Below are 25,341 nucleotides of genomic sequence, written 5' to 3'. Positions count from 1 at the left end.
CTTGTAATTGAAAAAAATTGTTCTTTGAAAATCGGTGAAGATGCGATATAATATTCCTTGTCACTGTTTCAAATACATACTCATGTCCCAGTAGCTCAGCTGGATAGAGCAACGGCCTTCTAAGCCGTCGGTCAGGGGTTCGAATCCCTTCTGGGACGTATGTCAAAAAAACGCCTTAGGGCGTTTTTTTTTCGTTCCAGGGGATGAGAACCCCTGAATAGGGGGGGCGTCGGAGCATAAGCATCGATAGCATACGCTACGCAGTCCGCCGAAGGCGGTATCCCTTCTGGGACGTATGTCAAAAAAATGCCTTAAGGGCGTTTTTTTTTCGTTCCAGGGGATGAGAACCCCTTCCCCATCAGCTTGAAAAAGATTTATACTGTAATGAGCGGCTAAACGTCAGGAGGGATGCTGATCATGGAAATCACCGTAAAGCCAGTAGCCTGCGTCAGGAGTTCCCGTAAAGTCGTTAAAGACGACCATTGGGGAGAGGTGATCTCGACCATTGAGCTGGCCCCAAATTTGAGCGAGCAGTCGCTGGAGGGGATCGACCAATTTTCGCACCTGGATATCGTTTTTTATTTTGATCAGGTGGAGGAACATAAGATCCAAACGGAAGCGCGGCACCCCAGAAACCAAACGGCTTATCCAAAGGTCGGGATCTTTGCGCAGAGAGGCAAAAACCGCCCGAACAAAATCGGCTTGACTACCGTTCGGCTGCTGGGCCATGATGGGCGTACCTTGACGGTGCAAGGTCTGGACGCGATTGACGGCACGCCGGTTCTGGACATTAAGCCCGTCATGAAGGAGTTTTTGCCGAGAGAAGACGTTTCACAGCCTTCTTGGGCTACGGACCTCATGTCTGAATATTGGTAAATTGTTGTCATACATAGAAGGGGAGAGATTTCATCGTGTCAGAAAATAAAATTTCGCAGCACACCGCGATTCTTTTGGAACATGCACAGAAGTGCGGATTATCATCCGAGGAGCTTCAGCATGCCATCCGTTCGGGGAAAGTTGAAGCCTTTGCAAAAGCGCAAAACGGGCATTTTGAGTATGAGGAGCTGTTCAGCTATGCAAGCGACCATGGGGAAGACCTGGAGAAAGCCGTGCTCGAAGGCTACCGAATCACATTCAACACCCGGAACGGTCTGAAAATATGGCTGGAGGAAACGTTCGGCTTAAGCTCGGAGACCGATTTCACTGTCGGGGAAGGTTTCATTGAAGGAGTGACGCTGAATGCGGCGGAGCTGGCCCGGCTGAAACAAGCGCTTGCCGTCAACTGGACGATTTCGGAAGAGACCGAAACAAAGGATGGGTTTATCGTTAAACTGACCGTCCGCGGTTTGCAGTAATCCATTAGATGAATAAGCCCCTGCATCTCTTTATTAAAGAAGAAGCAGGGGCTTATTCAATAAGGATAACCCGATTTAATAGGAAATCCGTTACCGAAATCCCCATGAAAATCTTCCGGCTGAATAGGACAGATTTGCTTACTGATACGCCGATAGGCGTTATGTTGAGGTTTATTACATTCTGGACGGTGTCGGCAGGCCCAATACTTCCAGTACCTCGCCGAGCGTATCCTTAAAGAGGGAGGTAAGCCAAACGCGTTTTTTCCTGGAATCGCCCTCAGCCTTAAGGATCGGGCAAGCTCCATAAAAATTGTTGAACAGCGATGCCAACTCATAGGCGTAATTGCAAAGCATGCTTGGAGAAAGCTCTTGCGCCGCCGCGTCCAGGACATCCGGCCACGCGCTGATATGTCTCAGAAGCGCATGCTCCGCCTGTTCCGGATGATCGATCCGGTGAGGAACGGCCGGAAATACTCCCGCTTCCTGTGCCTTATTCAGCACGCTGAGCGAGCGGGCATAAGAGTAGAGTAGATAGACTCCGGTATTTCCGGAGATTTCGGTCGCCTGCTTCAGATCAAACACCACTTCCGTTTGCAGGGCAAAACGCAGCAGGTAATAACGGATGGAAGCGGCAGCGATCTCCCGGCTGGACAAACCGTTTTTGTCCGAACGGGACTGCTCGATCACCTGCTCTACACGGTCAATCAGCTCCGTAATTTTAATCCCGATCCCTTGACGCCCGGACATGGCATAGGATGCTTTTCCGTCAGTGGTGTCGATGCCAAGTTCGGCGGCGGCCGAAGGACTTAAGGAAACGACGCCGTAGCTGACATGGCGGAGCTTTTGCGCTTCATTATCAAATCCTAGGACCTCAAGGGCTTGTTTGACCATAGCCTGCGGATACTGCTGCCTGTAATCGATGACGTTCACGACCATGTCGCCATTACCGAACGGCATGCGCTCGCCGTGGGAACCGGTGGTCCATACGCCGTCCGAAAATCTTTTATATTCGAAATCATTTTGAAGGAGTCCGTATTTCCAAAGATGATAAGCGATATCCTTGGCGGTATAGGTTAATATCCCGCTGGAGCGAACGAGAACCTTATCGGCGCTGTGGTCGGGATGAGCGCCGTCTGCTTGGTTTGCGGAAAGGGAAGGGGCATTATCGCTTTGCTTGAGTACCCAGCAGCCAGCCAGCTTCCCTTCCGTTTCCAGATGAAACAATGACGTTCCCTTCAGGAGCTCGAAAGCGGACGCCCAGAAGCCTTCCTTCACGATGCTGCTCTCCCACACAAGCAGGTCATACTCAATGCCGAATTGCTTCATTTCTTCCAAGTGCTCCCTTACGATCCGCTCCGCGACCAGGAGACCGACCCAGGAAAGGTTCTGATTCCCCTCCTCCAGGGCATGAAGAACCTCGGTTCTTTTCTTCGCAAGCTCCGAATCGTGTTCGTAGGCCTTGTTAATGGATGAATAAATATCCCAGCAGTAATCGCCGAACCTGTGATGCTCTTTGGATAGCGGAAAATGGAGCATGCCGACGACGGTATCCGCCAGCTGGTTCCCCAGATCGTCAATATAATTATGGACCTCGACGCGGTATCCGTTTTTTCTAAGCAAGCGAACGAGCGTGTCGCCGATGCACGAGTTTCTCAGATGGCCGATATGGGCGGATTTGTTCGGGTTAATGGAGGTATGTTCAACCACCACTTTTTCAACCGGCGCGGGAGCTGGTTCCAATTCCATGGCCGCCCAGGAGGCCCAATCCAGCTTGAAGTTGATAAAGCCGGGAGGGACGACCTCGATCCACGGTATAAGATTGGTAAATTTCGAATTAAGCTGAAGCTGGTCTTTAATCAGGCCTGCAATGGCCAGGGGCGCCTTTCGCAGGATTTTTGCCAGCTGCATGGCGATGTTTGTGGAATAGTCGCCATGATCCATATTGGCAGGCTGCTCGATTTGAATTAGGACATCATCCGGCAGGATGGCGTCCGACAACGTCAAGACCTGCTGCACAGCTTGTTCTACGGCTGAGCTTATGAGCGGTTTTAACATGAATGTTATCCTCCTTTAAAATGAAAAAACGAAGTATTGCAGCAAGTCAGAGCATGCGGACCGGGACAAGAGCGAATGTTTGCAATATAAAGTGTTACACGGGCATCTTAATGCAGACTTTCGGGTAAACAAAAAGTCCCCGTCTCCATAAGAGACGAGGACTATAGTTCTCGCGGTACCACTCTCGTTGCCAACCTTGTTTGGGTCGACCACTTTCGTATACTTTAACGGCGTAAACCGGGGCTCCCTAGTTGCGCTTCGGAAGTCCATCTCCCGGGTCCGTTTCGTGAACGCGTCTGTACCGGCTCCCACTCTCCCGGCTCGCTTGGACATAGACGTCCGTTCATTACTCTCCCGATCATCGAACTTGCTGTATTGATTTTTTTCATATTATAACCAATCCTTCCGAAAAAGCAACCGCGATCTTTATTGAAAATATTGAAATGCATATGTTTGATGGTTATACTATACGATCTCGCTAAGTGGAATTGAAATTGTCCTATCATCATTGCAGGCAGCGCAGAACGAATCCTACCGCCGCCGCAAGGCCTATTTTACAGCCACCAAAAGAGCTCCGACGGCAATCAATGCGACGCCGGCCGCGTTGATCCATGATATTTTTTTCGCCGAGAAACACTAAAGCCAAGATGACGGCAATGACAACGCTCAGCTTATCGATGGGACCGACCTGTGAAACCTTTCCGTACTTCAGGGCCAAAAAATAAAAAAAGCCATGATAAAGCTCCGGCCACCCCGCTGAGCACAATAAAGCCGAGGGCTTTTCGCTGAGCCAATATTTCGCCGATTTGCGAAAATTTACCTTGAACAGCCACCACACCGAGCAGAAACAGAGCCATAATGACGGAACGGATGGCCGTAGCAGAGTTAGCGTCAATGTTTTGAAGCCCGATCTTCCCGAAGATCGCAACGAGTGCTGCGGCCACAGCCGAGAGCAGCGCGTATGTAAGCCATAAAGGCATGTCTTAACCTCCTTTAAATTTTGGGAATCCATGCTTAAGTAGTATATGGCAGGCCTGAAATTTAAACCAGACTCTGACCGTGATGAAGCTCAGGAATGCAACATAGATGAAGGAGAGCCGGATAAAAATTTTGTTGGTTCCGGCATCCTCCCTCAGCGTTTCTCCGTCCTGAGACGGAAAAACGTCCTCTTTTTTTGTTAAGGAATTGATGATTTTTTGCTGAACGTGGATAACGTATGATAAATTATGATTTTAGCTAACACGAGAAGATAAATTGTTGGGAGGAGTGAGCTTGATGGTCAAGATTAGGCCCGTAGAACTCCGCGATGTAGATGAGATCTACCGTTTCCGGTTGGATGAAGAAGTAATGTTCTGGGCGGCAGGCGGGTTTGGCAACGCGATTCCCGCACGAGAGCATCTAATTGACGAATTTCGGAGACAATCGCCCTTGGATACGCAACGCTTTTTCGTGATTGAGGCGCAAGAGGATGTTCAAGATGAGCCGGTGGTAATTGGCCAGATTTCCTTTCGCGATATGGACCGGGTGGCGCGCAGGGCCACGATCGGCATGTTGATCGGTGACCGGCGTTACTGGGGGAAAGGGTACGGGACAACTGCATTATCTGAATTTGTAAAAATTCTCTTCACGCGCTACAACCTGAACCGTATCGACATGGACACTTTTGCTGATAACAAACGGGCGATTCGTTGTTATGAAAAAGTCGGCTTTACTGTAGAAGGGCATGCGGCGAAAAGCCATGTGGACAATGAACGGCTTCCGCGATCAGGTGATCATGGGGCTTCTTCAAGAAGAGTGGCAAGCTAAACATGGGAGTACGACGTATTACCTGTAACGATTTTCGGGACGTATTGACCCGGCCACTACGATGCATGCCGACGAGGAAAATAGCATCGAAGGCCAAAGTGGGCAGAATTCGAAATACTTGCAGTTGCTCCGACGCCCCCTATTTAGGGGTTCTCATCCCTGTACGCAAAAAACCGCCTAAAAGGCGGTTTTGCTTTACGTCCCAGAAGGGATACCGCCTTCGGCGGACTGCGAAGCGGATGCTATCGATGCTTATGCTCCGACGCCCCCCTATTCAGGGGTTCTCATCCCTGGAACGCAAAAAAAAACGCCCTAAGGCGTTTTTTTTTTGATATACGTCCCAGAAGGGATTCGAACCCCTGACCGACGGCTTAGAAGGCCGTTGCTCTATCCAGCTGAGCTACTGGGACATGTCATTTTTCAAGCAGAAAATATCATACCATAATAAAAAAATAAATTCAACAGACTTTTTTCTGGAAGAACGATTAATCGCCCCCGTATTGTGTTATAAAGATAAGATATGCTGCCAACGGTTTGTTCGATAACCCTAAAGTGCGGTTGGAGACGGCCATATCCGGACAGGCTCTCTTTTTTAACTTTGAAGGGGTTATGCTATAATCAACAAATATAAAAAACGGATAAGAAAGGAGGTGTCCTTATAAAGGACTCCAACTCCCCAGACCAAGACGACAAAAACATCATCCTGTTTCCGAAGACGTTGGATTTCTATCAGATCCAGCTTACCGTCATGCTCGAAAACGAACGTTACGGGGAGGCCAAGGAGGTTCTCCGCTTTCTGCTCCGGTGTCAAGGCCAGGATGAACGGCATTACGAGGAATGGCAGGCACTGCTGGAGTGGCTTGAGGCCGCTTTTCCATCTGCTTCATCGGGAGCAGCCGGCGAAGGGCATTTGGATGAAGAAGATGAAGAAGACGAAGCGGAGATGACCCGGCGAATGGTCCGGGAGAAGCTTTCGCAGGATGCCGGCTATGCGGATAAACTGCTGGATACCGTCATGAACGGTCCGCTTACCGAGCAGACCGTGCTTGCGTTGGAACAGCTGGCGTACCTGGATCGGCCGGAGGTGGACGAGGCGCTGACCGATTGGCTTAAAGAGAAGCCTCTTCATCCGCTCCTGCAGTTCCGGGTGCTGCAGACCCTGCGGCGAAGAGGAATGTCGGGGACGGTCGTCCTGCCGCGGGGCTCGGAAACAACGGAAGTGGAGGTCGACCAAATCCCGCTGAGCCCCGGTGATTTTCCGGAAGCCGTGCAACGCATACTCGAACGCGTGGCGGAGAAGACGGAAGTGCATGAGCCGACTCTATATTATTTTGCACAGGAGCTGTGGTCCCAGTTCATTATGGCGGTTTATGGCACGGCCGATTATCGGTCCATGCTCGATAACGACGAAGCTACGCAGGACATTTGGGCTGCCGCACTGCATGATACCGTCTCCGAGAGTCTGAAAGGAATCCGGGAAGAAGAAGAAATTCGTTCCTCCTACGGCATTACCGACACGATGCGTTTTCGCTATGAACAGGCCTACCGCTCTATTAAACAATTCGTATCCGCGGGCGCGCATGACTGAATCGGCGGGGAAACGTTTCCCGCACAGAGCGGCAAGGGTTCGCCCTTGAAAAAGAAATTAATGTTGTTTATACTATAGTGGTTATTCGGTACGGGTTATATTATCTACGCCGACCACGTGAATTTTTGGAGGGGAAAGCATAAATGAAAGCAACTTGGGAAAAAATAGAGAAGAACCTTGGCGTTCTCGACGTTGAGGTTGAAGCGGACCGCGTAGCGGCTGCCCTCGACAAGGCTTTTAATAAAGTAGTAAAAAAAGCAAGCGTACCGGGCTTCCGTAAAGGAAAAGTGCCTCGGCCGATTTTTGAAGCTCGTTATGGAGTGGAAAGCCTCTATCAGGACGCGATCGACATCCTGCTTCCTGAAGCATACGGCGAGGCTGTGGATCAAGCGGAAATCTTTCCCGTAGATCGTCCCGAAATCGACATTGAGCAGTTCGGTAAAGGCCAAGCGTTCAAATTCAAAGCGAGAGTAACGGTGAAACCTGAAGTGAAACTGGGCGACTACAAAGGCATTGAGGTCGCGGCGGTGAAAGCTGAAGTAACCGACGAAGAACTGGCGCAAGAGCTGGAGCGCATGCAGGAGCGTCATGCCGAACTCGTCGTGATTGACGAAGGCGCGGCAGCTTCCGGCGACATCACGGTCATCGACTTTGACGGTTCCATTGACGGCGTTCCGTTTGAAGGCGGACAAGCCGAGCGTTATTCCCTGGAGCTTGGCAGCAACAGCTTTATTCCCGGCTTTGAAGACCAGGTCATCGGAATGGCAACTGGCGACTTCAAGGACGTTGAAGTAACCTTCCCGGAAACTTACCATGCGGAAGAGCTGGCCGGCAAAAAAGCGGTCTTCAAAGTGAAAGTGCACGAAATCAAGCGCAAGCAGCTTCCTGAGCTGGATGACGAGTTCGCCAAAGACGTAAGCGAATTCGATACGCTTGACGAGTACAAGGAAGACTTGAAGCAACAGCTTCTTTCCCGTAAGGAACAGGAAGCCCAAGGCGTGCGTGAAAACGAAGTTGTCGAAAAAGCGGCAGCAAACGCCGAGATTGAAATTCCTGAAGCCATGGTACAATCCGAAGTTCAAAACATGATGCGCGATTTCGACAATCGTCTTCGTCAGCAAGGCATGAACCTTGACATGTTCCTCAGCTTCTCCGGCCAGTCCAAATCCGATCTTGAAGGTCAAATGAAGGACGATGCCGAAAAACGCGTTCGCAACAATCTGGTGCTTGAGCAGATTGCGAAGGAAGAGAAGCTCGAAGTATCCGAAGAGGAGATCAATGAAGAGCTGAACAACATGGCTGAAACGTACAAGCGTTCCGCTGATGAAATCCGCAGCATTCTGTCTTCCAACGGTTCCTTGGACAGCCTTAGCGAAGAACTTCTGCTTCGCAAAACGATCGATTTCCTGCTCGAGAACAGCGTTGAAGGCGCACCTGCTCCAAAAGAAGAAGCAACGGAAGAATAATAATAAGGCCGCAGCATAAGCGGCCGTTAGATTGGATAAGGCACGTTCTTTGATGGCGTGCCTTATTTTTACCTAAAAACACCCAATTGGTTACTAAAAATGACATGAAATGGGTGTTTTTGCGCAGATATAAGCAAAGTATGTAGTTCATTTATACTTGGCTTATATTTCCTGGTAGAAACGTCAATTTTGCCCCATCCCCAGAGGACGATGGCGTCGTTTCTACTTGCATACATACTGAGATAAGTTGGCAGGATATATTTTTTGGCCAGTTCATAGAATGTAAACATGGTTAAAAAATGACATGGCGCTTTGAACATGTTAGAATATCTTTTGTAACGCTAAAGTATAATTTTCAAGGAAAAGAGGTTGGTCGCATGAGTCTTGTACCTATGGTTGTGGAACAAACCAATCGGGGAGAGAGATCCTACGATATATATTCCCGATTACTGAAAGATCGCATCATCTTCCTCAGCAGTGCGATCGATGACGATGTCGCCAATCTTGTTATTGCCCAGCTGTTGTTTTTGGCTGCGGAAGATCCGGAGAAGGACATCCACATGTACATCAATTCACCCGGTGGTTCCGTAACGGCCGGGATGGGTATATATGATACGATGCAGTACATCAAGCCTGATGTGTCCACGATTTGCGTTGGCATGGCCGCCAGCATGGGGTCGCTGCTCCTGACCGCCGGGGCACCGGGCAAACGGTATGCGCTGGAGAACAGCGAGGTCATGATTCACCAGCCGCTGGGAGGAATTCAAGGCCAGGCATCCGATATTCAAATCCACGCAGATTGGATCATCAAGACAAGACAGAAGCTTAACCGTATCTATGTGGAACGCACAGGTCAGCCCCTTGAAAAAATCGAACGCGATACGGACCGCGACTTCTTCATGAGCGCGGAAGAAGCGAAGTCATACGGGATTATCGACGATGTCCTGTCTTCACCGATCAAATCTTAAGAGGTGGTTATAGCATGTTTAAATTTAACGACGACAAAGGGCAGCTGAAATGCTCCTTCTGCGGCAAATCCCAGGAGCAGGTCCGCAAGCTGGTTGCTGGTCCCGGCGTTTATATATGTGACGAGTGCATCGATCTGTGCTCGGAAATCGTAGAGGAGGAACTCGGCCACGAGGAAGAGGTCGATCTGAAGGATATTCCGAAACCGCGGGAAATCCGCGGTATTTTGGATCAATACGTCATCGGCCAGGATCAAGCAAAAAAAATCCTTGTCGGTAGCCGTATACAATCACTACAAGCGCATTAACACGCAAAACAAAATCGAGGACGTCGAATTGCAAAAGAGCAACATTTTGCTGCTCGGTCCTACCGGTTCCGGTAAAACGCTGCTGGCGCAGACTATGGCCAAAATCCTAAACGTTCCTTTTGCCATCGCGGACGCGACTTCCCTGACAGAAGCAGGCTATGTGGGCGAAGACGTTGAGAATATCTTGCTGAAGCTGATTCAGGCTGCGGACTACGACGTTGAAAAAGCCGAACGCGGCATCATTTATATCGACGAAATCGATAAAGTGGCCCGTAAATCCGAAAATCCGTCCATTACCCGCGACGTATCGGGCGAGGGCGTGCAGCAGGCCCTTCTGAAAATTCTCGAAGGCACGGTCGCTTCGGTACCTCCGCAAGGCGGACGCAAGCATCCTCATCAGGAGTTTATCCAGATCGACACGACCAACATCCTGTTTATTTGCGGCGGCGCGTTTGACGGACTGGAACAGTACATTAAACGCCGGATCGGCAAAAAGGTCATCGGCTTTAACGCCACAGGTGAGGGGCAGAAGGATCTGAAGCCTGGGGAATACCTGACGATGGTTCTGCCGGAAGACCTGCTTAAATTCGGCCTGATTCCGGAGTTTGTAGGACGTCTGCCGATCATCTCGACCCTTGAGCCGCTTGACGAGCAAGCGCTTGTCCGGATTCTGTCCGAACCGAAGAACGCTTTGACCAAGCAGTATCAGAAGATGCTTGAGCTGGATAACGTCAACCTCAGATTCGAGAAAGAGGCGCTGGAAGCGATCGCCCGTGAAGCCATCAAGCGCAATACCGGTGCGCGCGGTCTTCGCTCCATCATTGAGGGCATCATGCTTGAGGTGATGTACGAAGTGCCGTCCCGTGACGATATTACGGACTGCGTCATTACAGAGAAGGTTGTACGGGATAAGGTTATTCCCGAGCTTCAAGGAAACGGAACCAATGACAAGAAACAAGAAGAAAGCGCCTGATTCCGGCGCTTTTAAATAAAACAACGTCAACTCTCCACTCCCGCTTGCGGCATATCCGTTTTGCCGGGGTGGAGCTTTGGCGTTCTATGGGAGAGATTGATCCATGTTTTTGAGACAGGACACACGGCCCGTTAAAGTGGGTAACCTCACCATCGGCGGAAGCAACGAAGTCATCATTCAAAGCATGTGCACGACCAAAACCGCAGACGTGGAGGCGACGGTTGCCGAAATTCTGCGTTTGGAAGAAGCCGGGTGCCAGCTTGTGAGGGTCACGGTTAACAATGACGAGGCTGCTGCAGCCATCAAGGAAATAAAAAAAAAGGATTCATATCCCGCTCGTGGCGGATATCCATTTCAACTACAAGCTGGCCCTTGCCGCGATCGAGAACGGAATCGACAAGGTCCGGATCAACCCCGGCAACATCGGCAAGCGGGCGAAGGTCGAGGAGGTTGTCAAGGCGTGTAAGGCAAAAGGCATTCCGATCCGGATCGGCGTCAATGCCGGTTCCCTGGAAAACCACCTGCTCGAAAAATACGGCTACCCGACGCCGGAGGCCATGGTCGAAAGCGCCTTGTATCATATCGGCATTTTGGAAGAGCTGGATTTCCGCGATATTATCGTTTCGCTGAAGGCCTCGGACGTACCGATGGCTATCGCCGCCTACACCAAAGCCGCGGAGGTCATTCCGTATCCGCTGCACCTGGGCATTACCGAGGCGGGCACGCTGTTCTCCGGAACGGTTAAGAGCGCAGCCGGACTCGGCGCGCTTCTGTCCATGGGAATCGGGAATACGATGAGGATCTCCCTCAGTGCGGACCCTGTGGAAGAAATCAAGGTGGGACGGGAGCTTTTGAAAACGTTCGGTCTGATTTCGGACGCGCCGACACTCGTGTCCTGTCCGACCTGCGGCCGTCTGGATATCGATTTGTTTTCCATCGCCAACGAAGTAGAAGAATACATTTCAAATCTCAAAGTCCCGATTAAAGTTTCCGTGCTCGGCTGTGCCGTTAACGGCCCGGGCGAAGCCAGGGAAGCCGATATCGGCATCGCCGGCGCGCGCGGAGAAGGGCTCTTGTTCCGCTATGGGGAAATGATCCGCAAAGTGCCGGAGGAAACGATGGTCGAAGAGCTGAAGAAGGAGATCGACCATATCGTCAAGGTGTATGAAGAAACCGGTGAAATTCCGGGCCGCAAGCATAAAACTGGCGTATAAACGCCGGATATTTCCATACGTTCGCAAGAAAGCCGTCAGCCGGATGTTTCCGGCACGGCTTTTTTGCATGCGCAGTTACCGCAGAAACAACCTGGCGGGGACCATTTCGCCGTTCCCGGCCCTTGGTTTCTCTGTAATTCATTTGAAAGAATACTTTTACCTTCAACTGAAACAGGCAATACTATCATGTATTAACGTGTTTCAGAATGAAATTACGGAGAAACGGGAGGAATGACTTGTGAATCTCAATGTGATCATTATGCTGGTACAGCTGTTCTTTGCCGTAATCATCGGCGTTTATTTTTGGAATCTGCTTCGGGGGCAAAAGACGAGCAAAACGGCCGTTGACCGGGAGTCGCGCAAAGAGCTCGACAAGCTTCGGAAGCTCCGTTCCATCACGCTGACGAAACCGCTGGCGGAGAAAACCCGGCCTCAGACGATGGATGACATCGTCGGCCAGAAGGACGGGCTCCGTGCCCTGAAAGCCGCGCTTTGCAGCAGCAATCCGCAGCACGTCATCGTTTACGGCCCGCCCGGAGTCGGAAAAACGGCGGCGGCACGCGTCGTCCTCGAAGAAGCCAAAAAAAAATCCGCAATCGCCTTTTAAATATGACGCCAAGTTTACGGAAATCGATGCGACCACCGCACGCTTTGACGAACGTGGCATTGCCGATCCGCTGATCGGTTCCGTACACGACCCGATTTACCAGGGAGCCGGGGCCATGGGCGTGGCAGGCATACCGCAGCCAAAGCCCGGTGCCGTAACCAAAGCCCACGGAGGAATTTTGTTCGTGGATGAAATCGGTGAATTGCATCCGATTCAAATGAATAAGCTGTTAAAGGTGCTCGAAGACAGGAAAGTGCTGCTCGAAAGCGCGTATTATAATTCCGAAGACGCCAATACCCCGGCGTACATTCACGATATCTTTCAAAATGGCCTTCCGGCTGACTTTCGGCTGGTCGGAGCAACGACGCGTTCGCCGGAAGAAATCGCGCCTGCCTTGCGTTCGCGCTGCATGGAGATTTTCTTCCGTCCGCTTCTGCCGGAGGAAATCGGACGGATCGCGGAGGACGCTATCCAGAAGATCGGCTTAAAGCCTTGCCCCGAATCGGTGGAGGTCGTCAAACGGTATTGCACGAACGGCCGTGAAGCCGTGAATATGATTCAGCTGGCAGCGGGGCTGGCTCTTACTGAAAAGAGGGAGACGCTTCGTGCAGCCGATGTGGAATGGGTGGCGAGCAGCAGCCAGCTGCAGCCGCGGCCGGACCGGAAGGTGCCGGAACGTCCCCAGGTCGGTCTTGTCAACGGTTTGGCGGTTTACGGCCCGAATATGGGGGCGCTGCTGGAAATCGAGGTGTCCGCCGTTGCTGCCGACAAAGGCAGGGGCACTTACAACATCACGGGCGTAGTGGACGAGGAGGAGCTTGGCGGAGGAGCGCGCAAGCTGCGGCGTAAAAGCATGGCCAAAGGTTCCGTCGAAAATGTGCTCACCGTTCTGGGATCCATGGGCTTTTGTCCGAAGGATTACGATCTGCATATCAATTTCCCCGGCGGAACGCCGATCGATGGGCCTTCCGCGGGTATCGCGATGGCTACGGCGATCGTGTCTGCCATTCGGGGGCTTGAGGTGGACAACAAAATCGCCATGACCGGGGAAATCAGCATTCACGGCAAAGTGAAGCCGATCGGCGGCGTGATTGCCAAGGTGGAGGCGGCTTTCCAAGCAGGTGCAACCACGGTGATCATTCCGAAGGATAACTGGCAGACCTTGTTCCAGGATTTAAACGGACTGCGGGTTATTCCCGTTGAATCCGTGAAGGAAGTATTCGCTCAGGTGTTCGGCGGAGCCGTAACTCCGGATATTGTTCAAATGCCGGCCAGCGAGACATTTCCGGCCGCTTCCGGCTCGCTGCTCCAGGCTAACCCTCCCCACGCGGGGGGAATGACCGATGCGGGCAGCTGTTAACAACCGCTTTGTTGGTTTTTTATACGAACATTTGATAAAATAGGAATAGTGTCAACATTGAGAGCCATTGGAGGTGTGAAAGCGATGGGACCCAATAAAAACAAAGGTCGTCGTTTTCCTTTGCTGCCTTTAAGAGGACTTCTCGTCTACCCAAGCATGGTGCTGCATCTGGACGTGGGGCGGGAGAAATCGGTTAAGGCATTAGAAAAAGCTATGGTTGAAGACAATTTGATTCTCCTTTGTTCTCAATCGGAAGTGAACATTGAAGAGCCGACGCAAGAGGATATTTTTCGGATCGGTACGGTAGCGAATGTAAGACAAATGCTCAAGCTTCCGAACGGTACCATACGCGTGTTAGTGGAAGGTATGGAACGGGCGGAGATTATTCAATATACCGATAACGAGGACTATTACGAAGTCCTTGCTTGTGAGCTTCCCGAGGAGGAGAATAACGATTCCGAAGTGGCCGCCCTGATGAGGACGGTGCTGGGGCAATTTGAGAATTACATCAATTTGTCCAAAAAAGTGACGCCCGAAACTCTGGCCGCGGTTTCCGATATCGAAGAGCCGGGCCGTCTTGCGGACGTTATTACCAGCCATCTGTCGCTTAAAATAAAGGATAAGCAGGAAATTCTCGAAACGATCGACGTGCGCAAGCGTCTGGAGAAGCTGCTGGACATCCTGAACAATGAGCGTGAAGTGCTTGAATTGGAACGCAAAATCAATCAGCGCGTCAAGAAGCAGATGGAGAAAACCCAGAAGGAATACTATCTTCGCGAGCAGATGAAGGCGATCCAGAAAGAGCTTGGAGAGAAGGAAGGCCGCGCGGGCGAAGTGGAAGAGCTGCGAAGCCAGCTGAAGGAACTGGAGCTTCCGGAACGCGTGCAGGAGAAAATCGAGAAAGAAATCGACCGTCTTGAAAAAATGCCGTCCAGTTCCGCCGAAGGCGGTGTCATCCGGAACTACGTCGACTGGCTGCTTGCGCTGCCATGGAATACGCTGACCGAGGATGATCTGGATATCAAGAAGGCGGAGCAGATTCTGGATGAGGATCACTACGGCCTTGAGAAGCCGAAGGAGCGGGTGCTTGAATATCTGGCCGTTCAGAAGCTCGTCAAGAAGCTGAAAGGGCCGATCCTGTGTCTTGTCGGTCCTCCCGGTGTCGGTAAAACCTCCCTTGCCCGTTCCATTGCCCGTTCGCTGGAACGCAAGTTTGTCCGTATATCTTTGGGCGGCGTTCGCGACGAGGCCGAAATCCGCGGCCACCGCCGGACCTATGTCGGCGCAATGCCGGGCCGGATCATCCAGGGGATGAAAACCGCCGGATCCAAAAACCCGGTGTTCCTTCTGGACGAAATCGACAAAATGGCAGCGGACTTCCGGGGTGACCCGGCATCGGCGCTGCTGGAAGTGCTCGATCCGGAACAAAACAACACCTTTAGCGATCACTTTATCGAAATTCCGTTTGATCTGTCCAAAGTCATGTTCGTAACGACGGCCAATGTGCTGCATAACATTCCGCGTCCGTTGCTCGACCGGATGGAAGTTCTGAATATCCCGGGCTATACCGAGCTTGAGAAGCTTCAGATCGCTTCGCGCTATCTGCTGCCGAAGCAGAAGCGAGAGCACGGCCTTGAGTCTGAACAGCTTCAGCTGGATGAGAAGGCTCTTTTGAAAGTGATCCGGGAATATACCCGGGAATCCGGGGTTCGTAATCTGGAGCAGCAGATTGCCGCCCTTTGCCGGAAAACGGCGAAGAAAATCGTTACCGACGCATCCGAAGTCATCGCGATCGGCGAAGACGATATTAAGGAATATTTGGGCGCGCCGAAGTTCCGTTACGGCATGGCCGAGCTGGAGGATCAGGTGGGAAGCGTCACCGGCTTGGCGTGGACCGAGGTCGGCGGAGATACGCTTACCATCGAGGTCACCGTTGTACCGGGAAAAGGCAAACTGACGCTCACGGGCAAACTTGGCGATGTCATGAAGGAGTCCGCTCAGGCTGCGTTTAGTTATACGCGATCCAAAGCGGCGGAGTTTGGGATTGAACCGGACTTCCATGAGAAGCTTGACGTCCACATTCACATACCGGAGGGGGCGATCCCGAAAGACGGGCCTTCCGCCGGCATTACGATGGCCACAGCCCTTATATCCGCCCTGACCAAACGGCATGTTGCCCGCGACGTCGCGATGACCGGCGAAATTACGCTTCGGGGACGGGTGCTGCCGATCGGCGGCCTGAAAGAGAAGTCCCTGGCCGCTCACCGGGCAGGCTACAAAAAAAATTCTGCTCCCGAAAGACAACGAACGGGATTTGCGCGACATCCCCGACAGCGTAAAGAACGATGTTGAATTTATACCGGTATCCCATATGGATCAGGTGCTCCAGCATGCTCTTGTGGAGCCGGCGGGATTGCACTAGAGAGGAATTGCAACCATGAAAGTAACCAAAGCTGAATTTGTGATCAGTGCCGTAGGTCCCGCTCAATATCCTGATGACGCCTTGCCGGAGATTGCTCTGGCAGGGCGTTCCAATGTGGGCAAATCGTCGCTGATCAACCGCATGATTTCCCGAAAAAACCTGGCGAGGACAAGCTCGACGCCGGGCAAAACGCAGCATTTGAACTATTACCGTATCAATGACGGGCTTTATTTCGTGGATTTCCCCGGATATGGTTATGCAAAGGTATCCAAAACCCAGCGGGCAGCCTGGGGAACCATGATCGAAAAATACTTGCTTGAACGGGATGCCCTAAAGCTGGTCCTGCTGGTCGTTGATTTGCGGCATCCGCCGTCGAAAGACGACGTCAATATGTACGACTGGCTGCAGTATTATAACCGGCCTGTCTGCGTAGTGGCTACGAAAGCGGACAAAATCCCCCGGAGCCGCTGGCAAAAACACATCAAAATGGTCAAGGAAACCCTGGGTTTTCAGCCGCAGCATTCCATGGTCATGTTTTCGTCGGAAAGCGGTCTGGGTAAAGATGAATTATGGAGCATTATTCAGTCTTACGCAGATCGTGCCCCCGATGAGGATGAAGGCGAAATCAATGGGGATGGCGGCTCTTTATCCGACTAAATGGACTGGCGGTTAGCCTAGACCTCGATTTTTCCCGTGCCTTAAACTTTTTATCCGATACCGTAGGGATACGGTGTATTTTCCGTATGAAAGCGAGAATCCCAGAGGATTTTTCACGGAGAATCCGTCTTAATCCGTTTTTTTTATGAAATTTGCTGAATAATCTCAATCCGATGACAAGAAAAACCTTTGATGCCTGCGTTATAATTAACGTAAGGATTGTTAAAAGAATTGAGGAGATTTTTATGGCTCATCGGATAGCCACAGAGTATATTAAAGCCACCATGCAAATGACGGACGTTCAAATGAATCAATTTCTTCAGAGCAGCATTGCCTCCCCGATCAATTTCCGTGTGAAGGTAATGGATGGCGGAGGGCAGGAGATCGTGCTCGAAGGCGAAAGCGGGGAAGAAGTTCATTTGCCCTTCGAACGCAAAGATGGCCTGTATGTCTGTGAGTTGTCGTGCCGGCTGGTAACCCCTTCTTTGACCAATGCGGTGCGGAATCTTTTTGCCGCAAGCAAAGGGTCGGGCAGGGTCAACCGGATCTATCGCGGTTTCACCATGAGCTATGACTATCAAGACGGCACGGTACAGCGGATTGCCCAGTTGACGGACGATGCCAGCAGTCTGATCTATGAGTACAAGAATACGGTCGGAGAACTGCAGCGTCTATTCGAAAGCAATGTGACAGAGAAAGAGATCGAGGCGATTCAGCGGAACATTAACGATCTCCTGGATCAACGCTTGGCGGCATCATCGGCCTTAAGCATTGAGCGTATTGACGAACGGTTGCGGCACTACAATCAGCGCCTGTTCGTTTTAGAAGCCTGAGAAGCTCGAAATTAACGAAAGCCTTCCGGTATGCCGGAAGGCTTTTTTTCATCATAAGCCAAGCATAAATTTCATTCATGGTTGGCTTCATGCCTTGCAGAAACGCCGTCGTTTTTTTTAGATGCGGAGCATTTTCGGTTTAGTAAATCCGACATTGGAAATAAATGATAAAGAGCGGGTAAATGCGGCTTGTCTTCCATGATCCATCGGTTGATTTGCCTCATATGCTGATCTGTAAAATATTTATCGCCACAATTTTCAAAAATGTATTGCATTTCGCCCTCATAGATGTTATTTTTAATCTCGTTGAAAAGAATATAGGAACCAGGATTCACTCAGGACATGTAATGTTGCGAGAGATTATTCCCTCGGGAAGTGAATGACGTAGGTCCTAGCGGATGAAATTTTTCAAACATTTTATTCCTAGGAAGGGGGAAACCGAAAGATGGAATACTCAACTTTCGGAAGACACGTTGCTGTTGATACTTGGGGAGTCGACTTTGAACTACTGAACAATGCTGAATATTTGCAAGCTCAGATGGTGGAAGCCGCTGAAGCCTGCGGAGCAACGGTAATGTCCGTCCAGTCCAAGCAATTTGAGCCGCAAGGCGCTACGGTTCTTGTACTGCTGTCGGAAAGCCATCTCTCTATTCATACTTACCCTGAGAGAGGTTTTGCTGCGATTGACTGTTATACCTGCGGGGAGACGGTGGATCCGCAATTGGCTATTGATTACCTGGTATCCGTTTTGAAACCTGAAAAATGCTATGCGAAAAAGCTCGTGCGAGGTTTGGGCGAACTGACTGTCGAAACGCCTGAGATGAAGCAGGCTGAACTGGTGTAACCAAGCATCTAAAAAAGTGTATATTGATAACCATGGACCTTTTCCATGGTTATTTGTTTTTAAGGGCTGTTCGAACCAATCGCTTTTGATCAGGCTGCTAACTTGACGTCGGCGTATATCTGCACCTAAAACATACCACAATAATAAGAGCGGCCAGACAAGGGTTTTTAAGTGATGGAAAGATTAAAAAGATGGGGATTTCATAAACATTTCATAAAATAGACAAGGGTTTTCGACATCCTGTGATATAATTATCATGGTCAAAAGAAAGCGTATATCATAAAGGACAATTTTTGGGACCTTAAATGCAGATAGAGCAATGCTTTAATAACCATTAGGCAGGTGAACATGCAATGCACATCGTCGTTGTTGGGTTGAACTATCGCACGGCGCCTGTGGAAGTCAGAGAACGCTTTACATTCGCGGAGCAAGATTTGCCCGAGGCGTTGAAACAGCTGAAGTCGACCAAGAGCGTATTGGAGGGCGTCATTGTTGCTACCTGCAACCGTACCGAGATATATGTCGTGGTCGACCGTCTTTCCATGTGCGGCTATTTTATCCGCAGCTTTATGGAGCAGTGGTTTGGCATTAAACGTGAAGAATTTACGAAGCATCTATATATATATGAAGACGAGCAGGCGATTTCCCATCTGTTTAAGGTGAGCTGCGGGCTGGATTCCATGGTCATCGGGGAAACCCAGATCTTGGGCCAGGTGCGCAATGCCTTCTTGAAATCACAGAAGGAAAAGGCGACGGGAACCTGGTTTAACATGCTTTTCAAGCAAGCAGTGACGCTGGGGAAACGTGCGCACTCCGAAACTTCCATCGGAGAAAGCGCCGTTTCGGTCAGCTATGCGGCGGTTGAGCTGGGCAAACGCATTTTCGGGACGTTCCACGATAAAAAGGTGCTTATCCTGGGCGCGGGAAAAATGAGCGAGCTGACCGTGAAGCATTTGTACGCAAACGGGGCAGCCGAGGTGTTTGTGGCTAACCGGACGCTGGCCCGCGCTGAAGAGCTTGCCCTGAAGTTTAAAGGTACGCCGCTCGGCATGGAGGAGGCAACGGAACGCCTGCACGAGGTCGACATCGTCATCAGCTCGACGGGAGCGAATGACTATGTGATCCGACCGATGTTGGTGAACGAAACCATGAAGAAGCGGCAAGCCCGTCCGCTCTTTATGATCGACATTGCCGTTCCGCGGGATATTGATCCTGACGTCGGCGACGTGCAGAACGTCTTCCTGTATGATATCGATGACCTGGAAGGCATCGTGGAAAGCAATCTCGAAATGCGCCGTGCGGAAGCGGCAAAGATCGAAACGATGATTCAGGAGGAAATGGAGGCTTTCCACCAGTGGTTGAAGACGTTGGGGGTCAGACCGGCCATCCGGGCGCTTCAGGACAAATCGAACAGCATTCATGAGGAAACGCTGGAGAGTCTGTTCAACAAGCTGCCTGAACTGGATGAGCGGCAGCGCAAAGTGATCCGCCGTTTGACGAAAAGCATCGTCAACCAGATGATGCATGATCCGATCAACCGGATCAAGGAGATGACGGGGGGCAAGCAGGCTGCGGAGGCGCTGGACTATTTCACCCAGATTTTTGCCCTGGAAAGCTTGATCGAAGAGAATGAGCAAGGAGCGGAAAGCAAGGCTCTGAACAACGTTTCCACAATGGAGGTTGAAACTCCCGTTAAATCCGCGGAACAACCGGCCGAGCGGAAAACGGTTCAGATGTCCCTTGCCCCAGCCGCTCTCTAAGGGCGGGTGACGAAACCATGTCGCTAAACCTAATCTATGATATCGGCATTTGTATTTATGCCCTGAGCCTTCTGTTTTATATCTCGGATTGCGTATCCCGCAATCGGGCAGCAAAGCGGATAGGCACAGGGCTTCTTGTCGTTGCTGCCCTGTTTCAGCTCGTGGCCGTCCTGCAGCGCGTCATCGAAACGGGCATGCTGCCGGTGTTTACCTCATTCGATTTCCTTCTGTTGTGTTCGTTCGGCGTGACGTTAACTTCCATAGCCATCACCTTCGTGAAGCGTGCGGAATTTGCCGCCCTGCTCTTAAGCGTGGTCGGTTTTTGCGTCACCGTGCTGAACCGCCTGCTGCTGACGACGGGTTATAACCCGCTTGAAGCTTGGGATCCCGTAAAAGGGCTGCTCGTTTTCCATATCGCGCTTGCCAGCGTAAGCTTAACGGCCTTGACCGTGGGGGCGGTTTTTGCAGGAATGTACTTGTTTTTGCACAGCAAACTGAAACACAAAAAATGGAATGACGTGATCCGCAGGCTGCCGAGTTTGGAAATACTCGATAAATATTCGTACAATGCTCTTTTGATCGGAACGCCGGTCCTCGTATTGTCCCTCGGGTTGGCCATATTTTCGGTGGCTACGGAAGGCCGGTGGACGCTGCTGGCGGATCTGAAAGTGCTGTCCACGAGCGTTGCTCTGGGCATATATGTCAATTATTTTGTGAGACGACGGATTCAGCGCCGTTCCGGCCTGGAAACCGCAAGATGGGCGCTGATCGGCCTGGCGTTCATCGTGCTGAATTTCTTCTTGAACGCTTGGTCCGAGTTTCACAGCTGGTCGGGGGTGTGAAACGCTTATGGTTCAATATGTTCCGGTCATGCTGAACTGCGAGGGGAAGAGCTGCCTGATCATCGGCGGAGGCCCGGTAGCGGAGCGTAAAGCGGAGACGCTGATTGAAGCCGGGGCCGCTGTACATATCATTAGTCCGAATCTGAGCGGGAGACTGATATCCTTGGCGGAAGAAGGGGTTGTGCGCTGGACTTGCAGGGAATATAGAGAGGGAGACCTCGAAGGGGCTTTTTTGGTGTACGCGGCTTCCTTTCCTCCCGAAGTGAACGGGAAGGTGGCGGCTGAAGCCCGAAGGCTGGGCATTATGGTTAATGTGGCGAGCGACGGGGAATCCGGCGATTTCATCAGTCCTGCCGTCCTGAGACGGGGCCGGCTTACCGTCGCCGTATCGACGGCGGGGGCGGGGCCGGCTGCCGCCGTAAACCTTTGCCGCAGGCTGGAGGAAGAATTGGGCGACGAATTTGAAATGTACCTGGATTTTTTGCATGAACTGCGCGTTGCCGTTAAAGAGAAAGTCCGGTCCCAGACCGCCCGGCGGAAGCTTTTGCGAAAAATAGTTGAAATCGATATACTACAGGACATACGGCGGGGGGACTTTATCCCGTGGAGTCCGGAACAGATCGATCAGTGGATCACTCACAATCAGGAGGAGTAACGATGCGTACCATTGTAGTTGGCAGCAGACAAAGCGCGCTGGCGCTTACCCAGACCGGGCAGGTCATCGATGATTTGACGCGGCTTGCAAAAGAGAACGGGTTCGACTATCGGTTTGAGGTTAAAAAAATAGTAACGAAAGGCGACCGCATTCTTGACGTGACCTTGTCCAAAGTGGGCGGTAAAGGCTTGTTCGTCAAGGAAATCGAGCAGGCGATGATCGACGGCGAAATCGATATGGCCGTTCACAGCATGAAGGACATGCCCTCGTTCTTGCCTGAAGGGCTGACAACCGGCGCGGTTCCGCGCCGCAAGGATCCCCGCGACTGTTTGATTTCCATGGAAGCGGACAGCCTGGACAAGCTGCCTCAAGGCGCCAAGGTAGGCACCAGCAGCCTGCGCCGTTCCAGCCAGTTGAAGGCTTACCGGCCGGATCTTACGGTGGAGTGGATTCGGGGAAACATCGATTCGCGGCTCCGCAAGTTGGAGAGCGGGGAATATCAAGCGATTATTCTGGCGGCAGCCGGACTGCAGCGGATGGGATGGGAAGATCGCATTACTTCGTATTTGCCCGTAGAGACATGCCTTCCTGCCGTCGGACAAGGGGCTCTCGGCATTGAATGCCGCGAGAACGATGCGGAGCTTCTTCGCCTTCTCTCCTTATACAATGATGAAGATACGGCACGGACGGTCGCCGCAGAACGCAAGTATCTGAACGAGCTGAACGGCGGCTGCCAGGTTCCGATCGGAGCTTATGCCGTCCTTGCGGAAGCGCCGACAGGTCATTCCCATGAAGGGCAAAAAATTATACGATTGACGGGAATGGTAGGTTCCCCCGATGGAGATCGGATACTGAAAAAATCAGCGGAGGGAATGGATCCCGACAGGCTCGGCATCCAGGTTGCCGAACAGCTGAAAGCTATGGGAGCAGAAGAGATTTTGGCACAAGTTAGGGGATGATCGGATGGCAGGCAAGGTTTATTTGGTCGGAGCGGGTCCCGGGGACGCGCGGCTGATCACGATAAAAGGGAAGGAATGCCTGGAAAAAGCCGATGCCGTGGTTTATGACCGGCTGGCGTCTCCCCGTTTTCTGAAGTGGCTGAAGCCGGGAGCCGAGAAGATTTATGTCGGCAAGCTTCCGGACAGGCACACGATGAAGCAGGAGGAGATCAATCAGCTGCTGGTCGATCTGGCGCTCGAAGGAAAAAAGGTCGTCCGGCTGAAGGGCGGCGATCCCACCATTTTCGGAAGGGTGGGGGAAGAAGCGGAACTGCTGTACCGAAACGGGATACCTTTTGAGATTGTCCCGGGAATCACATCTTCGATCAGCGTTCCCGCGTATGCCGGGATACCGGTGACACACCGGGATCTTGCCTCTTCACTGTCGATCATTACAGGGCACGAGAGCCCCGACAAGCTGGACCGCATGATCCAGTGGGACAAAGTGACCAACGCGACAGGGACCCTTATTTTTATGATGGGAGTTGCCAAAATCGGGTATATCAGCCGCCAGCTGATGGCTCACGGAAGACCGCCGGAAACGCCCGTAGCCCTTGTACGCTGGGGCACGCGCGCGGAACAGGATACGATTACCGGCACGCTCGAGAACATCGAGCAAAAAGTGAAAACCGCCAATTTTCAGCCTCCCGCCGTGATCGTTGTCGGGGAGGTTGTCCTGCAGCGGGAGCACTTGAAGTGGGCTGAGCAGTTGCCGCTTTTCGGCAAAAGAATTCTTGTGACACGGTCCCGGAGCCAGGCCAGCGAGCTTGTCGGCCGCATCGAGGAGTTGGGCGGCGAGCCTTATGAATTTCCGGTCATCGAAACGGTGATGCCAACGTCGGAAAAGGCTTTGTCGGATATCCGACAAGCGTTGGATCGGCTGGTCTCTTATGATTGGGTCTTTTTTTACGAGCGTGAACGGAGTGGAGTATTTCTTCCGTCACTTGAGCGAGGCAGGCAAAGATATCCGGTCACTGGCACGTGCAAGAATCGCGGCGGTCGGACCGGCGACGGGGGCTGCTTTGCGCGAACGCGGTATCGCCGCGGAAGTTCTGAAGGAACGATACCAGGCTGAGGGGCTTGTCGACGCGTACGGCGAACAGATGAAGCCAGGCCAGCAGGTTCTTCTGCCGCGGGGGGATCTCGCAAGGGATTGGCTGCCTCGGCAGTTGAAAGAAATGGGTCTTGGGGTAACCGATATCAAAACTTATGAAACGGTACTGGCCGGAGAAGACGACGACGAATTAATGAAGCTCTTCGAGGAAGGCGGAATCCATGCGGTTACGTTCACGAGCTCGTCCACGGTTACTAACCTTCTTCGCATATTGGAAAAGATGGGAAAGACCCCGCCGGCAGAACTTCTGCGGGATTCCGCGGTTGCCTGTATCGGACCGCTGACTGCCGACACGGCCAGAAAAGCCGGCCTTCACGTTTCCATGATGGCCAAGGAAGCGACGATCGACAGTCTGGTGGAGGCTCTGTGCGAGTGGAATAAGGATGAGCCGAGGCGGCACCGCGACTGATTGAATATATTTTGAGCATTCATAGATATGCATCTAGGGAATGAACGACAATTATTTAAACTTGGAGGGAATAAAATGGGCTTTCCGATTGTGCGCCACCGGCGTCTGCGCCAAAGCGCGGGCATCCGCAGCATGGTTCGCGAAACCGTGTTGAACGTGGAGGATTTGGTACAACCGATATTCGTAACGTATGGAAGCGGAATAAAGAATGAAATTACTTCGATGCCCGGCGTGTATCATTTCTCATTGGATACGCTGAAGGCGGAAGTGGACGAAATCGCTGCGCTGGGCATTCCGGCCGTGCTGCTGTTCGGTATTCCGGAAACGAAGGACAGCGTCGGGACATCGGGCTTTGCCGATGACGGAATCGTTCAGGAAGCAACGCGCCTGATTAAAGAGTGGCATCCGGACCTGCTCGTCATCGCGGATACATGCCTTTGCGAGTTTACGGACCACGGCCATTGCGGCATGGTACATACCTTCGAGCGGGACGGACACGTCCATGGGGACGTCATCAACGATGAGTCCCTGGAACTGCTTGCCCGGACGGCGGTATCGCAAGCGAGAGCGGGAGCCGACATTATCGCTCCTTCCAACATGATGGACGGTTTTGTACAGGCGATACGCAAGGCTCTGGATGAAGCCGGCTTCCAGCATATTCCGATCATGTCCTACTCGGTCAAATATGCCTCCGCATTTTACGGGCCCTTCCGCGATGCGGCCGACTCCGCTCCCCAGTTCGGGGACCGCAAGACCTATCAGATGGACCCGGCCAATATGCGGGAGGCGCTCCGCGAAGCCGAGAGCGACGTGCTTGAGGGAGCCGATATGCTGATGGTGAAGCCGGCTCTTGCCTATCTCGACATCGTCCGGCTGCTTCGCGACCAATTTGATCTGCCGTTGGTCGCTTATAACGTCAGCGGCGAATATTCCATGATCAAGGCTGCGGCCGAGCGCGGATGGATTGACGAGAAAGCGATCGTTATGGAAATGCTCACGGGCATGAAACGTGCCGGAGCCGATATCATCATCACGTATTTTTCCAAGGATGCGGCGGGCTGGATACGGAACCGTTAAGATAGTTATGTCATCGGACAGATAGGAGTGGCG

The 25,341-nt window shown here is 51.9% G+C and carries 15 protein-coding genes, 2 tRNA genes, 6 pseudogenes and 1 other annotated feature; of the genes and pseudogenes, 20 read left to right on the top strand and 3 right to left on the bottom strand.

The features are described from left to right. The first annotated feature begins 84 nt into the window (after nt 1-84). The 3 genes from XI25_RS27100 (at nt 85) to XI25_RS27090 (ending at nt 1,355) form a co-directional block, all read left to right on the top strand. A tRNA-Arg gene (locus XI25_RS27100) sits at nt 85-158 on the top strand. A gap of 259 nt (nt 159-417) precedes the next feature. Continuing rightward, the gene (locus XI25_RS27095) at nt 418-876 is read left to right on the top strand and encodes an SAM-dependent methyltransferase (protein ID WP_046680518.1); all 459 of its coding nucleotides are present in this window, start codon (nt 418-420) and stop codon (nt 874-876) included. Between the two features lie 35 nt (nt 877-911). Next, nucleotides 912-1,355 carry a hypothetical protein gene (locus XI25_RS27090; RefSeq protein WP_052759722.1) on the top strand — a complete coding sequence of 148 codons (444 nt, stop codon included), beginning with the start codon at nt 912-914 and terminating at the stop codon, nt 1,353-1,355. Between the two features lie 174 nt (nt 1,356-1,529). Here the strand turns inward: XI25_RS27090 and XI25_RS27085 are convergent, their stop codons facing one another. After that, complete coding sequence (locus XI25_RS27085; RefSeq protein WP_046680468.1) at nt 1,530-3,410, bottom strand: arginine--tRNA ligase; 1,881 nt, start codon at nt 3,408-3,410, stop codon at nt 1,530-1,532. Between the two features lie 147 nt (nt 3,411-3,557). Beyond that, nucleotides 3,558-3,781, bottom strand: a binding site (T-box leader). A 178-nt stretch (nt 3,782-3,959) separates the two neighbouring features. Further along, nucleotides 3,960-4,390: pseudogene (locus tag XI25_RS27080) on the bottom strand (EamA family transporter). Between the two features lie 295 nt (nt 4,391-4,685). Here XI25_RS27080 and XI25_RS27075 point away from each other — a divergent pair. Beyond that, complete coding sequence (locus tag XI25_RS27075) at nt 4,686-5,216, top strand: GNAT family N-acetyltransferase (protein ID WP_046680469.1); 531 nt, start codon at nt 4,686-4,688, stop codon at nt 5,214-5,216. 336 nt (nt 5,217-5,552) lie between these two features. Here the strand turns inward: XI25_RS27075 and XI25_RS27070 are convergent. Next, nucleotides 5,553-5,626: transfer RNA gene (locus XI25_RS27070), tRNA-Arg, on the bottom strand. A 338-nt stretch (nt 5,627-5,964) separates the two neighbouring features. Here XI25_RS27070 and XI25_RS27065 point away from each other — a divergent pair. The 16 genes and pseudogenes from XI25_RS27065 to hemB all read left to right on the top strand — a co-directional run bounded on the left by XI25_RS27065 (nt 5,965) and on the right by hemB (nt 25,308). Beyond that, nucleotides 5,965-6,804 carry a hypothetical protein gene (locus XI25_RS27065; protein ID WP_046680519.1) on the top strand — a complete coding sequence of 280 codons (840 nt, stop codon included), beginning with the start codon at nt 5,965-5,967 and terminating at the stop codon, nt 6,802-6,804. 143 nt (nt 6,805-6,947) lie between these two features. Then, a complete protein-coding gene (gene tig / locus XI25_RS27060; protein WP_046680470.1) occupies nt 6,948-8,270 on the top strand; it encodes a trigger factor in 1,323 nt (440 codons plus the stop codon). Between the two features lie 377 nt (nt 8,271-8,647). Further along, nucleotides 8,648-9,238: an ATP-dependent Clp endopeptidase proteolytic subunit ClpP gene (gene clpP / locus XI25_RS27055; protein WP_046680471.1), complete on the top strand. Its 591-nt coding sequence runs from the start codon at nt 8,648-8,650 to the stop codon at nt 9,236-9,238. 14 nt (nt 9,239-9,252) lie between these two features. Further along, nucleotides 9,253-10,516, top strand: a pseudogene (clpX, locus tag XI25_RS27050) (ATP-dependent protease ATP-binding subunit ClpX). A gap of 103 nt (nt 10,517-10,619) precedes the next feature. Further along, nucleotides 10,620-11,730, top strand: a pseudogene (ispG, locus tag XI25_RS27045) (flavodoxin-dependent (E)-4-hydroxy-3-methylbut-2-enyl-diphosphate synthase). A 238-nt stretch (nt 11,731-11,968) separates the two neighbouring features. Continuing rightward, nucleotides 11,969-13,697, top strand: a pseudogene (lonB, locus tag XI25_RS27035) (ATP-dependent protease LonB). Nucleotides 13,698-13,781: 84 nt separating this feature from the next. Then, nucleotides 13,782-16,119, top strand: a pseudogene (gene lon / locus XI25_RS27030) (endopeptidase La). A 15-nt stretch (nt 16,120-16,134) separates the two neighbouring features. After that, nucleotides 16,135-16,776: a ribosome biogenesis GTP-binding protein YihA/YsxC gene (gene yihA / locus XI25_RS27025; RefSeq protein WP_046680477.1), complete on the top strand. Its 642-nt coding sequence runs from the start codon at nt 16,135-16,137 to the stop codon at nt 16,774-16,776. 245 nt (nt 16,777-17,021) lie between these two features. Then, a complete protein-coding gene (locus XI25_RS27020; RefSeq protein ID WP_046680520.1) occupies nt 17,022-17,609 on the top strand; it encodes a hypothetical protein in 588 nt (195 codons plus the stop codon). A gap of 445 nt (nt 17,610-18,054) precedes the next feature. Further along, the gene (gene speD / locus XI25_RS27010; protein ID WP_046680478.1) at nt 18,055-18,453 is read left to right on the top strand and encodes an adenosylmethionine decarboxylase; all 399 of its coding nucleotides are present in this window, start codon (nt 18,055-18,057) and stop codon (nt 18,451-18,453) included. A 353-nt stretch (nt 18,454-18,806) separates the two neighbouring features. Beyond that, entirely contained in the window at nt 18,807-20,213 is a 1,407-nt protein-coding gene (hemA, locus tag XI25_RS27005; protein ID WP_046680479.1) for a glutamyl-tRNA reductase, read from the top strand. A 17-nt stretch (nt 20,214-20,230) separates the two neighbouring features. Further along, nucleotides 20,231-21,055 (top strand): cytochrome c biogenesis protein CcsA, encoded by an 825-nt coding sequence (gene ccsA, locus XI25_RS27000; RefSeq protein ID WP_046680480.1) that lies wholly within the window; start codon nt 20,231-20,233, stop codon nt 21,053-21,055. A 7-nt stretch (nt 21,056-21,062) separates the two neighbouring features. Further along, nucleotides 21,063-21,710 (top strand): precorrin-2 dehydrogenase/sirohydrochlorin ferrochelatase family protein, encoded by a 648-nt coding sequence (locus XI25_RS26995; RefSeq protein ID WP_046680481.1) that lies wholly within the window; start codon nt 21,063-21,065, stop codon nt 21,708-21,710. Nucleotides 21,711-21,712: 2 nt separating this feature from the next. Next, nucleotides 21,713-22,669 (top strand): hydroxymethylbilane synthase, encoded by a 957-nt coding sequence (gene hemC / locus XI25_RS26990; RefSeq protein ID WP_046680482.1) that lies wholly within the window; start codon nt 21,713-21,715, stop codon nt 22,667-22,669. A 4-nt stretch (nt 22,670-22,673) separates the two neighbouring features. After that, nucleotides 22,674-24,231: pseudogene (cobA, locus tag XI25_RS26985) on the top strand (uroporphyrinogen-III C-methyltransferase). Nucleotides 24,232-24,306: 75 nt separating this feature from the next. Continuing rightward, nucleotides 24,307-25,308: a porphobilinogen synthase gene (gene hemB, locus XI25_RS26980; protein WP_046680484.1), complete on the top strand. Its 1,002-nt coding sequence runs from the start codon at nt 24,307-24,309 to the stop codon at nt 25,306-25,308. Nucleotides 25,309-25,341: the final 33 nt, after the last annotated feature.

Source organism: Paenibacillus sp. DMB20, assembly GCF_000987955.1.
Lineage (GTDB): Bacteria > Bacillota > Bacilli > Paenibacillales > Paenibacillaceae > Paenibacillus_AQ.
This window is presented reverse-complemented; position numbering and strand designations above follow the sequence as displayed.

Bases quoted from the DNA above. Each gene is read 5' to 3' on its own strand.
- XI25_RS26995 (WP_046680481.1), top strand. From the start codon at position 21,063: ATGGTTCAATATGTTCCGGTCATGCTGAACTGCGAGGGGAAGAGCTGC.
- clpP (WP_046680471.1), top strand. From the start codon at position 8,648: ATGAGTCTTGTACCTATGGTTGTGGAACAAACCAATCGGGGAGAGAGA.
- XI25_RS27085 (WP_046680468.1), bottom strand. From the start codon at position 3,410: ATGTTAAAACCGCTCATAAGCTCAGCCGTAGAACAAGCTGTGCAGCAG.
- ccsA (WP_046680480.1), top strand. From the start codon at position 20,231: ATGTCGCTAAACCTAATCTATGATATCGGCATTTGTATTTATGCCCTG.
- tig (WP_046680470.1), top strand. From the start codon at position 6,948: ATGAAAGCAACTTGGGAAAAAATAGAGAAGAACCTTGGCGTTCTCGAC.
- XI25_RS27075 (WP_046680469.1), top strand. From the start codon at position 4,686: ATGGTCAAGATTAGGCCCGTAGAACTCCGCGATGTAGATGAGATCTAC.
- hemB (WP_046680484.1), top strand. From the start codon at position 24,307: ATGGGCTTTCCGATTGTGCGCCACCGGCGTCTGCGCCAAAGCGCGGGC.
- XI25_RS27020 (WP_046680520.1), top strand. From the start codon at position 17,022: ATGGCTCATCGGATAGCCACAGAGTATATTAAAGCCACCATGCAAATG.
- yihA (WP_046680477.1), top strand. From the start codon at position 16,135: ATGAAAGTAACCAAAGCTGAATTTGTGATCAGTGCCGTAGGTCCCGCT.
- hemC (WP_046680482.1), top strand. From the start codon at position 21,713: ATGCGTACCATTGTAGTTGGCAGCAGACAAAGCGCGCTGGCGCTTACC.
- hemA (WP_046680479.1), top strand. From the start codon at position 18,807: ATGCACATCGTCGTTGTTGGGTTGAACTATCGCACGGCGCCTGTGGAA.
- XI25_RS27095 (WP_046680518.1), top strand. From the start codon at position 418: ATGGAAATCACCGTAAAGCCAGTAGCCTGCGTCAGGAGTTCCCGTAAA.
- speD (WP_046680478.1), top strand. From the start codon at position 18,055: ATGGAATACTCAACTTTCGGAAGACACGTTGCTGTTGATACTTGGGGA.
- XI25_RS27065 (WP_046680519.1), top strand. From the start codon at position 5,965: ATGCTCGAAAACGAACGTTACGGGGAGGCCAAGGAGGTTCTCCGCTTT.